Source organism: Rufibacter sp. XAAS-G3-1, from assembly GCF_013623775.1.
Lineage (GTDB): Bacteria > Bacteroidota > Bacteroidia > Cytophagales > Hymenobacteraceae > Nibribacter.
Map to the genome: position 1 here is coordinate 194155 of NZ_JABFAM010000008.1, position 15757 is coordinate 209911.

The following is a 15757-nucleotide window of genomic DNA, read 5'->3' on the forward strand; positions in this document are numbered from 1 at the left end:
TGTTTGAGTTATCACGAATAAGAAGATAGGAGCAGAGCAAAAATAAGAAGGCCTCTCCTTGATTGGGAGAGGCCTTTTAGCAGGGAGCTGCTTTTTCTATTTTACCTGTACCTCTACTTCAGCCGATAATTGCTTGGCCAAGTCTTGCACATATTGTTGGAAAGAAGCCGCGTTTTTGAAAGCTTCGTTGCTCAGTTCCCATCCGCCCACGGCATAATAAGTAACGGGTTGGTTATCCTTCACTTTCATCTTAGCGAAATACCCTTGCGCCAGCCTACCCGAGGTAGGGGCCTCTACAAAGCCTTGGTAAGTATCTCTAGGTAAGATGAGCGCAAGACCCAAGATCCACTCTTTGTTGTAGGTCTCGCGGTCATGCGTCAGTAACACTACCCATTGGTCATCAATATTGATTTCCTTCACCTGGTCGGTTCTGTCCAGGTTATTCATCCCGATGAGCAATAGTTCATCACCTTGCAGGCCTGAAATTCTGGCGGTGTTCTGGTAGGCGTACATGCCGGGCCAGATAGTGGGGCTTTCCTCAATTTTGTACCTGCGGTTGGTGCCGTCTGGCTGCCAGGCGTTGTACTGCAGATGCGTTACGGAACGTACCGGCCCTTCCGCCAATATGTTGAAACTGGTGCTCTGCACATTGTTTACGGTGTCATTAGGTAAAACGCCCAAACGGTAAAAGGAATCCCCAACCATCAGAGCCAAACCGCCAATCCCGGCTGAGTTGCCAACCGCCATGATGTCGCGGCCCCAATCTGCCATGACATGGTAATTGTCTTCCACGGCACCGGTTGCGCTGATGCCCACCGTCTCAGGAGACAGGTAAGAAACCTTCTTCCCGAACAGGTCTTTGGCATTGCGGCCATCAAAGTAATGCCGGAACGCTACCTTTTCGTTTTCCCACGTGGGGCCATCGGTCTGGTAGGGCTGGTACCCGTAGCCAGGGCTTTTGGGCAGTTGGTTCGCATACAAGGTATCGCTGGTTTTGGGCTGCACCGGCGTGTCTTTAGAGGTGCGTTTCCCAAATCGTACATTGGTGCGAGCCACGTAGGAAGGCTTGGTTTCCGACCAGGAAAGTTTCAGCGTCTGCTTTCCGGTAGAAGGAAGGTTGGTGACAAAAAACAGCTCATCCCATTTCTTATCGCCATTCAAATCATCGGTCTGGGCTGCCACCGTGTCTCCGTTTTGGGTTAATAAAACTGGGAAAGCACCGTGCGCCGGAGAAATCTTGAGTTTATCTCTTTTGATGGAAATGGCTTTGTCTGTCAAAGCAACCGAAGATTTGTTGGTGAGCACAATCTCTTGGGTTGAAACGCAGGAGACCAGGGAGCTGCTTAACGCAAAAAAGGAAAATAGGAGGAGTTTTCTTTTCATTACAAACGGGTATGATTGATGAAGAGTGATTTTGGGGTCTTTTTCAGAAACGAAAGGTAAACAAGATTTGGTGGCTTTGCCCCATCCTGTTGTGTCCAACAGAACGGGGCAAATCAGCAACGTCTATCAAACTCCTGCTTACCGTTTGTTTCGGTGGGTAGGAGATGCTATCAATTTTTAGATGGTAAACCTTGCCAAAGATAGAACCACAGGCTTGGCATACTATCCTGTTCTGCCCTGTTTTGAATGGAAGCCCCTCGTGTCTGGGGTAAGAATGTGCCTGATGCTATTCTACTAAAATTATCTGGAGGAGGCTAGCAGGATAGTGCAGGATAGAAAGCGGAAAAGGATAACATAAATTTCGGTTGATTGGAAAACCTTGTATGGTATTCTGCCTCGTGCCTGAAGCAGAACGGTAACTATTAGAGCTTTCAATACTCTCACGATCTGCAAAGCCAGGCAAGGGAAACGGGAGCAATCGTTTCTGGGCCGTTTTCAGGAAATCAGCCCAGAAACAGGTTTTTTGGTCAAGTGCTTTATATAAACAACATGAATCCTCGCACCTCTTTAGGCAAAGCTCTTTTCCTCTTTCTGGTACTTCAGTACGCAGGGCAAGCGGTGGCGCAAAGGCAAATGGAGTACCTGGACAGAGGCGTGGTGGCAGTACGCACAGGGGCAGATTCGGTGTATGTGAGTTGGCGGTTACTGGGCACGGAGCCAGACAATATTGCTTTTAATGTGTACCGCACTACCGGGAAAAGCAAGGCCGTCAAGCTAAACAAGACGCCTATCACCCAAAGCACCAATTACGTGGACACCAAGGTAGACGTAACCCAACCTACTACTTACTTTGTGAAGCCGGTTCTGAACGGGAAAGAGCAAAACATGTCTGAGTTAGTGGAGGTGTGGGCGCAGAACTATCTTTCCATTCCCCTGAAAACTCCCCAGGGATACACGCCCAATGACGCTTCGGTGGGGGATCTGGATGGGGATGGAAAATATGAGGTCATTTTACACCAGGCCGGGCAAGGCCGGGACACGCCTTCCAGGGGATTTACGGATGAACCCATTTTTCAGGCCTATAAACTTGACGGTACCCTGCTCTGGACTATTAATTTAGGGAAAAACATAAGGGAAGGCGCGCACTACACCCAGTTCATTGTCATTGACCTGGACGGCGACGGCAAAGCCGAGTTCGCCTGCAAAACCGCCGATGGTACCACCGACGGAACCGGAAAAGTAATAGGTGACAAATCAAAGGACTGGCGCGATGCCGACGGGAAAATACTCCAAGGCCCTGAGTTCTTCACCGTGTTCAACGGCCAGACGGGAGCCGCCATGGCTACGGTAGATTACATTCCCGGCCGGGGGAACCTGGGAGGCTGGGGCGGCGTGGGCGGCAACGGCGAGAATGACAACAACGGGAACCGGGTAGACCGCTTTGTGGCGGGCGCCGCGTACCTGGACGGGAAACTGCCCAGCGTCCTCATGTGCCGCGGCTACTACGGCCGAAGCGTGATTGCCGCCTGGGACTATAGAAACGGGAAGCCTACCTCCCGTTGGGTTTTCGATTCAAAAGACGGAAAGAACCCTTATTCGGGTATGGGCAACCACGGGCTCAGCATCGCAGATGTAGACCAGGATGGCAAGGACGAAGTAATCTACGGCTCCATGGTGGTAGATGACAATGGGCAAGGTTTGTTTACCACGGGTTTGCGCCACGGCGATGCCTTGCACGTGACTGATCTGGACATCTCCCGTCCAGGGTTGGAGGTATTCGGAATCCATGAGAATGAGCATAATACCTCTGGCCCGGGAGCTGCTCTTTACGATGCTAAAACCGGGGAGATCCTATGGAAAGGACTGGAGGGCACGGATGTAGGTAGAGGCGTTGCCGCCGATATTGATCCTTCCAATCTCGGCGCGGAAATGTGGTTTTCGGGCTCCAATGGCTTGTTAAACCTCAAAGGAGAAAAAATAGGCCCCAATCCAACCTCCACCAACTTCTTGGTCTGGTGGGACGGTGATCTAACCCGCGAGCTGCTGGACGGAAACCATATTGACAAGTACAAGACCGGCCGCCTGTTCACTGCGCAAGGCTGCTCCTCCAATAACTGGACAAAATCTACCCCAGCCCTAAGCGCTGATATTTTGGGCGATTGGCGGGAGGAAGTCATCTTCAGGACAACCGACAACAAGGAACTGCGCATCTTTACCACCACCGCGCCAACCACCCGCCGGTTCCCCACCCTCATGCATGATCCGCAGTACCGCATGGCCATTGCCTGGCAGAATGTGGCCTACAACCAGCCGCCGCATCCCAGTTTCCACCTAGGGGAAGGCATGAAACCTATTAAGCGCACGCCCATCACCGTTACCAGAAGTAAAAACAGTAAATAGAAAACCATGCAGCAAAATAGACTTCTTACCTCAGCCCTTGTCATTTTCTTTGTTTCTATCCTGCTGTCAGGATTCACCCAGAAAACCAAACCAACGCTGTATATCATCGGGGATTCTACCGTCCGGAACACCAATGAAGGCTATGGCGGCTGGGGTTCCTACATTGCTGAACTGTTTGATACCACCAAGATATCGGTGAGCAACCAGGCCATGGCCGGCCGAAGCACCCGTACCTTTATCAAGGAAAAACGCTGGGACAAGGTGCTGTCCACGCTTAAACCCGGCGACTTTGTCATCATGCAGTTCGGCCACAATGAAGGCAGCGTGCCCGATACCAGCAAAGCCGGTTACCGTGGGGTGCTAAGAGGAACGGGCGACGAAACAAAGGAGCTTACCTGGGAAGACGGTGAGAAAGAAACCGTGCACACCTACGGCTGGTACCTCCGCAAATTTGTGAAAGAAGCCAAAGAAAAAGGTGCTACGCCAATTATCGCTTCCATGATCCCAAGAAACCAATGGAAAGACGGCAAAGTACCGCGGGCGGACAAGGATTTCGGGAAATGGGCTATGGAAACTGCCCAAACAGAGAACATCCTGTTTATAGACCTGAACAAGATCACGGCTGAAAAATATGAGAAGATGGGCCCCGAGAAGGTAAAGACCTTGTTCCCCACGGATCACACCCATACCAACCCCGAGGGAGCCCGCATCAACGCCGCCTCTGTGGTAGAGGGACTTAAAATGAACAAAAAGCACCCTTTGAATAAATATCTGAAGAAAAAGAAATCCTGAGGTCTATTCTATAGATTCCAGCATCTCTACTACTTACTGTAATTCATCATCAAAACGCTTGTCATGCCACACTTTCAAACCAAGGAGAGTACCCCTGTCCTTCTGCTTTTTCTCTTTTTGCTGCTTTCTGCCTCCTGCGCGGTGTTAAAAACCAACAAGCAGAAACCCACCCTCTTCCTTATTGGGGACTCTACGGTAAAGAACGGCAGAGGCAATGGCGGTGGAGGCCTGTGGGGGTGGGGCAGTTTCTTAGCCGAGCATTTTGATACCACCAAAATAGCGGTACAGAACCATGCCCTGGGCGGAACCAGCAGCCGCACCTTCCGCACGCAGGGGCACTGGGCCAAAGTGTTGCCAAACGTGAAAGCCGGAGATTTTGTGATGATCCAGTTTGGCCACAATGACAGCAGCCCGCTCAATGACACGCTTCGGGCCCGCGGAACCATCAAAAATAACAGCGATGAATCGCAGGAGATAGACAACCTCATCACCAAAAAGCACGAGGTGGTGCATTCTTATGGTTGGTACCTCCGCCAGTTCATCACAGAAATCCAGGCCAAAGGCGCCACCGCCATTGTGTTATCGCCGGTGCCCAGAAATACCTGGAGAAACGGAAAAGCAAACCGCAACGATCAGGATTACGGCAAATGGGCCGCTGAAGCCGCTAGCCAGAAGAATGCGCCTTTTATTGACCTGAACAAAATCATTAGTGAGCGCTATGAAAAAGAAGGCGAGGCAAAAGTAAGAAGCACCTACTTTAACACTACTGACCACACGCACACCATTGAAGAAGGAGCTAAGGTAAATGCCGCCGCCGTGGTGGAGGGAATCAAGCAGAATAAGAAGCTGGAGTTAAACAAATACCTGCAAAAATCTGGCAGAACAGCCCGTCTATAATTCGCACCAGCAGTGGCTGTTCTTGCCTGAAGATTTTTTTGTTTTAGGCACGTTTTAGCTAAAACAGGGTCAAAACAGCCAAAAAGAAGTGAAGGCCAGGTGCCGAGAACCCCTACTAATTTCGTTATCAAAAGAGTTATTTCAATACAAACGCCCCAACAATGACAAACAGAGTAATCTCCTTCAAAAGCCTTTTCCTGTTCAGTTTGCTCATCATATTTAGTGTAGCACAAGCCCACGCAGGCAAATTACCCAAGAAGAAAAAGATCTTAAAAACCCTGCGGCTCACCAATGACTATTTCATGCAGAAGTGGCCAGATCCCGGGAAAGAGATTGTGACTAACAAAACCCGTCCCAGCAATATCTGGACCCGCGGAATCTACTACATTGGCCTCATGGAACTGTACCGCACAGACCCGCAGCAACGTTATTATGATTACGCGGTGGATTGGGGCCAGAAACACAAATGGGGCCTGACAGGTGGCGATCATGTGCGTCATGCTGATTACCAGACCTGCGGCCAAACGTACATTGACCTGTATAAAATAGATCCGAAGCCAGAGCGCATTCGTTCTATCAAAGCCTCTATGGATAACATGGTGAACAGCACCAAAGTCAATGACTGGGATTGGATTGACGCCCTGATGATGGCCATGCCCTTGTACACCCAGTTAGCGCAGGTTTACCCGGAAAGTGCCGACAGCTACTACAAAAAAATGCACGAAATGTATCTGGCTACCAAAAACCAGATTGGAGGGGGGCTATACAATCAGGAACACGGCCTGTGGTGGAGAGATAAAGATTTTGTGCCGCCGGTTAAGTCGCCAAACGGTAAAGACATTTACTGGTCCAGAGGAAACGGCTGGGTAGTAGGTGCGCTGGTACGGGTTATGAGCATGCTGCCGAAAGACCACCCCAACTACCTAGAATATCAGAAAACGTACTTAGAAATGATGAAAGCACTCGTACCGCTTCAGCGGGAAGATGGCTTTTGGAACGTGAGCTTACATGACCCGAATCATTTCGGCGGGAAAGAAACCTCCGGTACCGCATTGTTTGCCTATGGCATGGCCTGGGGCGTGAACAATGGCCTTCTGGATAAGAAAATATACACCCCCATCATCACTAAGGCCTGGAATGCCATGACCAAAGAAGCGGTGCATCCAAACGGATTCTTGGGGTATCTGCAAGGCACCGGGAAAGAACCCAAAGATGGCCAACCGGTAAGCTACACCAGCAAACCAGATTTCGAGGATTATGGCCTGGGTTGCTTTCTGCTGGCCGGCACCGAGATCATGAAGATGAAGTAGCGGGTTAGGCAAAAGAGCCACTTTCAAATAGTGGAAGGGCTCTTTTGCCTTTCTAAGTAATTTAGTTGTGATGCGCCTGTGGGGCGTTACCAATAAGAGATAATATGAAAATAACTTTATTACTGTTTCCAATCTCTGTCCTGACTTCATTCATGCAGCCTGACTCAAAGTTTTGGCAGGCAGGTGAAGCATTAGTTCAAAGCCTTCGTAGCCAGTCGCCTAAATTTGACAATGTGTCCTTAAGAACCTACGCCTATGAGGACTTGAATTCAGATAATCAATATGAAATAATAGAAAAAGTAAATAAAGTAGAGGAGGAAGCTACGGGTTTATTAAATCTTGAGCTTTCCCCAGCCTTTGAACTTCATAGAATTTTCACCTATAGCGGAGGTAAGTTCCAACGCGATTACAGCAAGTTCTCCTGGTATTTGGAAAAAAGAGTCCATTTTTACGAATCTTGGAGAAGGCAGATATTGAACCCAATTAGTTTATCTACAGATTCACAGCAACTGATAAAGGCTAACAGAGCGGACTTCTTGAAGGAGGTTGACCGATTGATAACTCTAACCAAAAGCTTGAAAAAATGACTCCCTTTGACTAACGGTCTTGACCCCCATTCACAGAAGACCGCTAGGCTACTCCATAACATGAACTCGGGAATATTCTGGCTCATTACTCGCCCGCAACACCGCCTCAAAGGGAGAATCTGCGTTGAATAAGCACTTTGGTGTTACGAACCAGCCGTTCGTTTTAGGCTTATTTTTATCAAATAAGCTTAAAACGAATTGTAACTCTAGATTAATCTTCAAGGTGTGCGTGTTCTCAACGCCCCTTCTTTCAAATTGCAGAATTAGCTAAGGATTCAAGCCGGTCATTAAAACTTACCTGCTGTAAGCAAAGGGCTAACAAATAAGAAATAAAGAACCAACATGATAAAAGTGAACAGATTGGGTAGACTGACGGCAGCCCTCTTACTGATGACCACCGCCGCTGTGGCCCAGAAGAGTTCTTTTAAGTTTGATTTCGGCAGTGGCAAAGTAGCCAAAGGGTACACCGGCGTTTCTGCCAATAACGTTTACTCAGAGAAAGCTGGCTATGGGTTTGACCCGGCTACTTCTGTAAAGGCGGTAGATCGGGGCGGGAAAGATGCGCTGAAAGGAGACTTCGTGACGAGTGACTCGCCCTTTTACTTCTCTGTGGATGTGCCTGAAGGCAACTACAAAGTCACCGTTACGCTGGGCGATCTGAAAGGGAAGTCCACTGCCACCGTCAAAGCAGAATCACGGCGCCTGATGCTGGAGGACATCCAGACCAAACCAGGAGAATTTGTGACCAAGACTCTCATTGTAAATATCAAAGACCGAAAGATAAACGGCACCAGGCAGGTGAGCCTGAAACCGAGGGAGCTGACCAAACTGGACTGGGACAATAAACTCACCTTGGAGTTTGACCTTCAGCCAGCCTTGGCCGCCCTGGAGATCACCAAAGTGGAGGATCAGATCACCGTTTTTCTGGCGGGGAACTCCACCGTAGTCAACCAGAATGAGGAACCCTGGGCCTCTTGGGGGCAGATGATTCCCCGCTTCTTCAAGCCGGGGGTTGCCATTGCCAACCACGCGGAGTCCGGGTTGTCGCTGGGGAGCTTTATCAGCAGCAACCGGTTGGAGAAAGTCCTGAGTGTGATTAAGCCCGGCGACTACCTCTTTGTGGAGTTTGGGCATAACGACGAGAAGGAGAAGGGGCCAAATGCCGGCCCTTACAAATCCTACACCGAGCGGCTACAACTGTTTGCCAAAGAGGCGAAGCAGAAGGGAGCCCATCTGGTTATTCTTACCCCAACTGCCCGCCGGTCTTTCAATGAGCAAGGCCAGATGACCAATTCGCACGGTGACTATCCAGACGCTGCCAGAAAAGTAGCCCGGCAAGAGAATGTCCCGCTTATAGACCTCACCGCCCAGACAACCACTCTGTATGAGGCGCTGGGGGTGGAAGGCTCCAAGAACGCGTTCGTGATCTATCCGGAGCAAAACCTGAACGACAACACGCACTTCAATCCCTATGGCGCCTACCAGATTGCCAAAATAGTGGCAGAGGGCATAAAGGCGAACAAACTTAAGTTGGCAGACTACTTAGTAGAGATGCCGGCCTATGATCCCGGCCAGCCTGATCCTTTTAAAAGCTTCAGTTGGCCAGCCAGCCCGCAGTCTAGTTTAGTAAAACCAGACGGTAATTAACGCTAAAAGCGACATCTTCTAAAGGACAGCCTCTCTTTTTCATGCGCAAGCTTACACAACTCGTACTGCTCACGTTTCTTCTTGTTTCTGTCAAAGTTTCTGCCGCGGTTCATTATGATGTGCGAGGTTTTGGGGCGACTGGTGATGGGAAAACACTTGACTCAGATGCCATCAATAAAGCCATAGAAGCCGCTTCAAAACAGGGAGGCGGTACCGTTTATTTTCCTGCCGGAACGTACCTGAGCTACTCTATCCGGTTAAAAAGCCACATCAGCCTGTACTTAGATCAAGGGGCAACTATTCTGGCCGCTGCACCCCAGGGAGACAAAGGCTATGATGCACCCGAGCCTGCCACAAATGACAAGTACCAGGACTTCGGCCATAGCCACTGGCACAATAGTTTGATCTGGGGCGAGAACCTGGAGAATATCTCCATCTTAGGGCCCGGCACCATCTTCGGGAAAGGCCTGACCAGGGAGGGCCCACACAGAGCACCCGTAGGGAATAAAGCCATTGCGTTGAAGCTTTGCCGCAACGTGATCCTGAAAGACTTTACCATTCTGTACGGAGGGCATTTCGGGATACTGGCTACCGGGGTAGACAACCTTACCATTGATAACCTTAAAATTGATACCAACCGTGATGGCATTGACATAGATGCCTGTAAAAACGTGCGCATCTCCAACTGTACCATCAACTCGCCCTGGGATGACGCTATTTGCCTCAAAAGCTCTTATGCCTTAGGTTATGCCAGGGCAACCGAAAATGTAACCATCACCAATTGCCAGGTGAGTGGCTTTGACCGGGGTACGCTCTACAATGGCACGTACCTCCGGAACGAGCCGCACCTGGTGCCTGATCATGAAGGCCCCACCGGCAGAATCAAATTCGGTACAGAATCCAACGGAGGTTTCAAGAACATCGCCATCTCTAATTGTGTGTTTGAGTACTGCCGCGGCTTGGCCTTGGAAACGGTAGATGGTGGTTTGCTGGAAGACGTGACCATTACCAACGTCACCATGCGGGACATCGTGAATTCGCCTTTGTTTCTGCGGTTAGGCGCCAGAATGCGCGGGCCAGAAGGTACACCGGTTGGGGCCTTGCGCCGGGTGACCATCAGCAACTTAAACGTGTACAATGCAGACTCCCACTTTTCCTCTTTGATTACTGGCTTACCAAACTACGCCATTGAGGACATCACCTTGAAAGATATTAGAATCTATTACCGCCCGATGGATTCTGCGGCTACCCAAATTCCTGAGACCGTTCCCGAGAATGAAAAGGTGTACCCTGAACCGGCAAAATTTGGGATTATCCCCGCCTACGGATTCTTCATCAGGCACGCCAAGAAGGTGCACCTGGATAACGTGGAGCTTCGGTTTTTAGGCAAAGAAACGCGCCCCGCTTTTATTCTGGATGATGTGACGGGCATTGAGTTAAACAATGTAGAAGCACAGAAAGCAGAAAAATCTCCCTTGCTCGTGCTGAAGAACGTGACGGATATTAGGGTCTCAGGAAGTGCCTCACTAAAAAACATGAAGAAGAAAAGAGTAAAGAAGAAAAGCTTCTGAGGGGTAATGTGCCGACCCTTCTAATTGAAGCTGTTGAGCGTTTCAGGCCTGTTTCTGTAAAACTAGCCTGAAAACGACGGTACAAGCATCTGCATGCGGCAGTGTACCGCTAAACCTCTTGTTTTTGGCCTGTTTTTATAAAAGTAGCCTCAAAACGAAAGTATAAACGGATGGCTTGCCCCAAAGGAATTGTTTTAAATGCCGGTGAATGAAAAACTCTAAACAGCTTCATTGTACAATCAGAAGGGTATCTATCAAAATAAGTATTCACTCAACCAGCTACCACTCGCTTAAAATTGCCTTTACCTGTATGAGAAGAATTTTCTGCTCTGTTTTATTACTGTTTTTTCTTGGCTCCTGTACCGTGCTGCAAAAGCAGTCTTCGCAAGAGGAGGTGTATTTGTTCTCTTACTTTAAAGGAAACGGAGACGGCCTGCACCTGGCCTACAGCATGGATGGCTACCAGTGGCAAGCCCTCAAGAACGACTCTATTTTCCTGAAACCTACCGCGGGCACCGACAAGCTCATGCGCGACCCTTGCATCATTAGGGGAGGAGACGGCAAATTCCACATGGTGTGGACGGTGAGTTGGAATGAAAAGGGAATAGGCTACGCCAGTTCAGAAGACCTCTTGCATTGGTCAGAGCAACAGTTTATTCCCGTAATGGCGCATGAAGCCAAGGCCCGCAACACCTGGGCCCCGGAAATCACCTATGACGGGCAAAACAAAGAATACATGATTTACTGGGCCACCACCATTACGGGGCTTTACCCCGAAACCCAGTCGGAAAAAGATGCCGGTTACAACCACCGCATCTACTACACCACCACCAAAGATTTCAAACGTTTCAGCCCTACTAAGCTGCTGTATGAGCCGGGCTTTAATGTGATAGACGCTACCATTGTCAAAGACCGCAACAGATTTGTCATGTTCCTGAAAGACGAAACGCGGGAACCCGCTCAGAAAAACTTAAAGGTGGCTTACAGTAAAAAGTTAACGGGCCCTTACAGCGCCGCCGGTGCTCCTATCACAGGTAAATATTGGGCAGAAGGCCCTACTACTTTAAGGTTAGGAGATAAGTGGATGGTCTATTTTGATAAATACACCCTGAAGAGCATGGGTGCCGTGCAGTCTGAAGACTTGAAAACCTGGGAAGACATCTCAGACAAAATCTCTTTCCCCAAAGGCATGCGCCATGGTACCATCTTCAAAGTGACAAAACCAGAATTTGAAAAGCTGTTGCAGTAATTTACGAGAGAAACCAATTATATCTTCACACAATAAAAGGTTTGATTGACTAATTCTTTTGGATAGCATGAATTAGCAGGTGAAAATCCCCTGTTTTTGTTTACTACTTTAATTAGTGATGAACAAAAATAAGGGCTTTTTAGGTGAAAATTTCATGCTAAGCTGAATGCCCATTCAGGAAATAGCATCAGCAATAAACTCAGTTGGTTACCTGAGATTCTACACCTGCTGCCCTAAAGAAATGCGAAAAAATCACCTGCTTGCCATGACAGTACAGGATAGTGTTGGTATGACATTATTCTATCTTGAGTCATCATTCATTCTAGACCCACGTTATGCAGGCAATTCTTGGCGTTATTTTCCACTTCATTGGCGGTTTCGCCTCCGGCAGTTTTTACATCCCTTTTAAGAAAGTAAAAGATTGGGCTTGGGAGACCTACTGGTTAGTAGGGGGTATCTTCTCCTGGCTTATCGCTCCCTTGGTGGGGGCTTACCTTACCGTTCCAGCTTTTATGGATATCATCGGCGCAGCCGAATCTGACACGGTTTTCTGGACGTACCTCATGGGACTGCTTTGGGGGATAGGTGGGCTCACCTTCGGGTTGGGGATGCGCTATTTGGGCGTGTCACTGGGGCAGACCTTCATCCTGGGCTTTTCGTCGGCATTTGGATCTTTGGTGCCGCCTATCTACAGAGACATTGTGGGCTCCAATGATGGAGAGACCTTCTCGGGCATGATTGCCAGCACCGGCGGACAGGTGGTACTGTTGGGTATTCTCATCTGTCTGGTGGGTATTGCCATCAGCGGCAAAGCCGGCATGATGAAGGAAGGCGACATGACCACGGAGGAAAAAGCCGTGGGCGTGAAGGAGTTCGACATCAGGAAAGGGTTTACGGTGGGGGCTATCTCTGGTATCCTGAGTGCCTGTTTCAACTACGGCATAGAAGCGGGTAAACCAATGGCATTGGAGGCGGTGCAGAACGGCGGCAACCCGTTGTTTCAGAACAACGTCACCTTCGTGGTGATTCTCTGGGGCGGCCTTACCACCAACTTTATCTGGTGCATGATCCTGAATGCGCGTAACAAAACCTTCGGCGACTATGCCAAGAAAAGTGCCCCCTTGCTTAGAAACTATCTGTTCTCGGCCTTGGCCGGCGTAACCTGGTATATGCAGTTCTTCTTCTACGGCATGGGCGAAAGCAAACTGGGCAACGGCGCCAGCTCCTGGATTTTGCACATGGCCTTCATTATTCTGATCTCCAACGTGTGGGGCATGGCTTTGGGCGAGTGGAAAGGGGTGCAGCGCAAAACCTTTAGAACTATTCTTATGGGTGTAGCGGTGATCATGCTCTCCATTGTAGTGGTAGGCATAGGAAACTCTTTGTAAGTAGTAAAACCGTTTTGAGCCTGTTTTTACTGAAACAGGCTCAAAACAGTAAATAAGTATTCATTCAAAATTTCTAGATATGTCAGAAGTAACGTCAAACACGACATTTAAGCACGTAAGCTATCTGTGGGACGAGGCCAAAGCGGCCGAGATGGAGGGCGACGAGGTAGCGCTGTTGATTTACCGCTCTAACCTGTTGGGCGCTGATCTGCGCTTGACCAACTACGGCGGTGGCAACACATCCTGCAAAACCACGGCCAAAGATCCCCTAACCGGTAAAGAGACCGAGGTAATGTGGATCAAAGGCTCGGGTGGCGACATTGGCACGTTAAAGAAAAGCGGGCTGGCGGCGTTGTACGTAGACCGCCTCAGAAGCCTGGAGAACGTTTACCGCGGCATAGAGCACGAAGACGAGATGGTGGAGCTTTTCAACCACAGCATCTTTGACCTGGCTTCCAAAGCCCCTTCCATTGATACGCCTCTGCACGGTTTCCTGCCGTTCAAGCACATAGATCACCTGCACCCAGACGCGGCCATTGCGATTGCGGCGGCCAAAGACGGCAAGCGCATCACCGAAGAATTGTTTGGTGGCGCTATTGGCTGGGTAGACTGGCAACGCCCGGGTTTCGACCTTGGTCTGCAACTGCGCCAGTGCCTGGAGGAAAACCCTGGCATCAGAGGCATCATGCTGGGTTCGCACGGTCTGTTCACCTGGGGCGACACGGCGTATGAAAGCTACATGAACACCCTGGAGGTAATTGAGCAGTGTGCCGAGTACCTGGAAGAAAGCTACGCGAAGAAAGGCCCGGCCTTCGGCGGAGCCAGAATGGAGAGCCTGCCAGCCGCTGAGCGTCTGAGACAAGCGGCCGCGTTGGCCCCGGTATTGCGCGGTTTCTGCTCCAGCGAGCGCCACATGGTAGGCCATTTCACCGATGATGCCCGCGTGCTGGAATTCACCAACTCTAATGATTTAGCCCGGCTGGCCCCCATGGGAACCAGCTGCCCAGACCACTTCCTGCGCACCAAAATCAGCCCGCTGGTTTTAGACCTGCAGCCAGGTGAAGATTTGTCTGACGTGAAAGCGTTGAAAGAGCGTTTAGCGCCTGTTTTTGCCGAATACCGCCAAATGTACACGCAGTACTATGAGTCTTGCAAGCACGCCAACAGCCCAGCCATCCGTGACGCCAACCCGGTGATCATCCTGTTCCCGGGCGTGGGTATGTTCTCTTTCTCCAAAGACAAGCAAACCGCGCGCGTAGCTTCTGAATTCTACCTCAACGCCATCAACGTGATGAAAGGCGCTGAGGCTATTTCAGAATACACGTCTTTGCCGCGCCAGGAGGCCTTTGACATTGAGTACTGGTTGCTGGAGGAAGCCAAGCTGCAGCGCATGCCTAAGCCCAAAGCCCTTTCCGGAAAGATCGCTCTCATTACGGGTAGCGCCGGTGGTATTGGGAAAGCTATCGCGAAGAAATTTGTGGAAGAAGGCGGTGTGGTCATCCTGAACGACATGAACGAGGAGCGATTGAATAGCGCCGGTGAGGAGTTCAGAAAGCAGTACGGCAAAGATTCTTACGCCACCGCTACGTTGGATGTGACCAAAAGTGATGAGATTCAGGATGCGTTTGCCGTGGCAGCCCTGGCGTTTGGAGGGATTGACATCGTGATCAACAACGCAGGTCTGTCTATCTCCAAAACCATTGAAGGCCACGCCGAGAAAGATTGGGATCTGTTGTACGATGTACTGGTGAAAGGCCAATTCTTCGTGACGCAGGCTGCGGTAGAGGTGATGCGCAAGCAAGCCATCGGGGGTGACATCCTGAACATCGTGAGCAAGAACGCGCTGGTGAGTGGCCCTAACAACGCCGGGTACGGTAGCGCCAAAGCCGCCCAGTTGCACCTAAGCCGCCTGAACGCCGCTGAGCTGGGGGCCGATGGCATCAGGGTAAACGTGGTGAACCCAGACGCGGTGATTTCCGACAGCAACATCTGGGCCGGTGGCTGGGCCGAAGGTCGGGCCAAGGCATACGGCATCACGGTGGAAGAACTGCCTGCTTACTACGCCAAACGCACGCTGCTGAACCAGATCATCTTGCCAGAAGATATCGCCAATGCCTGCTTCGCCTTCGTGGGCGGCTTGCTGAGCAAATCTACGGGCAACATGCTCAACGTAGACGGCGGGGTAGCCATGGCTTTCCCTAGGTAAACTTTCCAACTTTCTGTTTTGGGCCTGTTTTTCAGGAAATAGGTCTGAAACGGAAAGAATTTTTTGCATCAGTTGCTTTTTGAATTGAGGATGAAAACAGATAGTTGTTGTTCTAGCATGGCTCTTCCGGAGTTCCTACTCCGGAAGTAGGCTGCTGGGGAGTTTCACTCCCCTTCGTCTGCAACATCAGCTCTTGGTTCACGGCGGAGTAAGAACTCCGCCACAGGCAGGTTCGGGTGTAGGAACACCCGAACCTGCCTGTGGCATTTCAAACGGAAAGGCAAGTTATTGTTGCTTTACCCTATTTTACCAATCTAACCCGTTTCC

Annotated in this window: 11 protein-coding genes; 10 read left to right on the top strand and 1 reads right to left on the bottom strand. The window is 50.1% G+C overall.

The genetic code is table 11. The features are described from left to right. Window positions 1-96: 96 nt before the first annotated feature. A complete protein-coding gene (locus tag HHO50_RS10975) occupies window positions 97-1383 on the bottom strand; it encodes a DUF4861 domain-containing protein (protein ID WP_181306073.1) in 1287 nt (428 codons plus the stop codon). A gap of 549 nt (window positions 1384-1932) precedes the next feature. On the opposite strand from HHO50_RS10975, the gene HHO50_RS10980 reads away from it, so the two are divergent. The 10 genes from HHO50_RS10980 to HHO50_RS11025 all read left to right on the top strand — a co-directional run bounded on the left by HHO50_RS10980 (window position 1933) and on the right by HHO50_RS11025 (window position 15430). Further along, on the top strand, window positions 1933-3783 hold the full coding sequence (locus HHO50_RS10980) for a rhamnogalacturonan lyase (RefSeq protein ID WP_181306075.1): 1851 nt from the start codon (window positions 1933-1935) through the stop codon (window positions 3781-3783). 6 nt (window positions 3784-3789) lie between these two features. Further along, entirely contained in the window at window positions 3790-4575 is a 786-nt protein-coding gene (locus HHO50_RS10985; RefSeq protein WP_181306076.1) for a rhamnogalacturonan acetylesterase, read from the top strand. Window positions 4576-4638: 63 nt separating this feature from the next. After that, window positions 4639-5472 carry a rhamnogalacturonan acetylesterase gene (locus HHO50_RS10990; protein WP_181306077.1) on the top strand — a complete coding sequence of 278 codons (834 nt, stop codon included), beginning with the start codon at window positions 4639-4641 and terminating at the stop codon, window positions 5470-5472. 161 nt (window positions 5473-5633) lie between these two features. After that, window positions 5634-6782, top strand: a complete 1149-nt coding sequence (locus HHO50_RS10995) for a glycoside hydrolase family 88 protein (protein WP_181306079.1) — start codon at window positions 5634-5636, stop codon at window positions 6780-6782. Between the two features lie 104 nt (window positions 6783-6886). Further along, window positions 6887-7369: a hypothetical protein gene (locus HHO50_RS11000; RefSeq protein WP_181306081.1), complete on the top strand. Its 483-nt coding sequence runs from the start codon at window positions 6887-6889 to the stop codon at window positions 7367-7369. 342 nt (window positions 7370-7711) lie between these two features. After that, window positions 7712-9016 (top strand): rhamnogalacturonan acetylesterase, encoded by a 1305-nt coding sequence (locus HHO50_RS11005; protein WP_181306083.1) that lies wholly within the window; start codon window positions 7712-7714, stop codon window positions 9014-9016. Between the two features lie 41 nt (window positions 9017-9057). Continuing rightward, window positions 9058-10587 carry a glycoside hydrolase family 28 protein gene (locus HHO50_RS11010; protein ID WP_181306084.1) on the top strand — a complete coding sequence of 510 codons (1530 nt, stop codon included), beginning with the start codon at window positions 9058-9060 and terminating at the stop codon, window positions 10585-10587. A 310-nt stretch (window positions 10588-10897) separates the two neighbouring features. After that, on the top strand, window positions 10898-11836 hold the full coding sequence (locus HHO50_RS11015; RefSeq protein ID WP_181306085.1) for a glycoside hydrolase family 43 protein: 939 nt from the start codon (window positions 10898-10900) through the stop codon (window positions 11834-11836). A gap of 335 nt (window positions 11837-12171) precedes the next feature. Continuing rightward, window positions 12172-13224: an L-rhamnose/proton symporter RhaT gene (gene rhaT, locus HHO50_RS11020; RefSeq protein WP_181306087.1), complete on the top strand. Its 1053-nt coding sequence runs from the start codon at window positions 12172-12174 to the stop codon at window positions 13222-13224. Window positions 13225-13303: 79 nt separating this feature from the next. Next, entirely contained in the window at window positions 13304-15430 is a 2127-nt protein-coding gene (locus HHO50_RS11025) for a bifunctional aldolase/short-chain dehydrogenase (RefSeq protein WP_181306088.1), read from the top strand. Window positions 15431-15757 lie beyond the last annotated feature (327 nt).

Coding starts and splice junctions, on each gene's coding strand:
- HHO50_RS10975 (WP_181306073.1), bottom strand. CDS start 1,383: ATGAAAAGAAAACTCCTCCTATTTTCCTTTTTTGCGTTAAGCAGCTCC.
- HHO50_RS10980 (WP_181306075.1), top strand. CDS start 1,933: ATGAATCCTCGCACCTCTTTAGGCAAAGCTCTTTTCCTCTTTCTGGTA.
- HHO50_RS10985 (WP_181306076.1), top strand. CDS start 3,790: ATGCAGCAAAATAGACTTCTTACCTCAGCCCTTGTCATTTTCTTTGTT.
- HHO50_RS10990 (WP_181306077.1), top strand. CDS start 4,639: ATGCCACACTTTCAAACCAAGGAGAGTACCCCTGTCCTTCTGCTTTTT.
- HHO50_RS10995 (WP_181306079.1), top strand. CDS start 5,634: ATGACAAACAGAGTAATCTCCTTCAAAAGCCTTTTCCTGTTCAGTTTG.
- HHO50_RS11000 (WP_181306081.1), top strand. CDS start 6,887: ATGAAAATAACTTTATTACTGTTTCCAATCTCTGTCCTGACTTCATTC.
- HHO50_RS11005 (WP_181306083.1), top strand. CDS start 7,712: ATGATAAAAGTGAACAGATTGGGTAGACTGACGGCAGCCCTCTTACTG.
- HHO50_RS11010 (WP_181306084.1), top strand. CDS start 9,058: ATGCGCAAGCTTACACAACTCGTACTGCTCACGTTTCTTCTTGTTTCT.
- HHO50_RS11015 (WP_181306085.1), top strand. CDS start 10,898: ATGAGAAGAATTTTCTGCTCTGTTTTATTACTGTTTTTTCTTGGCTCC.
- rhaT (WP_181306087.1), top strand. CDS start 12,172: ATGCAGGCAATTCTTGGCGTTATTTTCCACTTCATTGGCGGTTTCGCC.
- HHO50_RS11025 (WP_181306088.1), top strand. CDS start 13,304: ATGTCAGAAGTAACGTCAAACACGACATTTAAGCACGTAAGCTATCTG.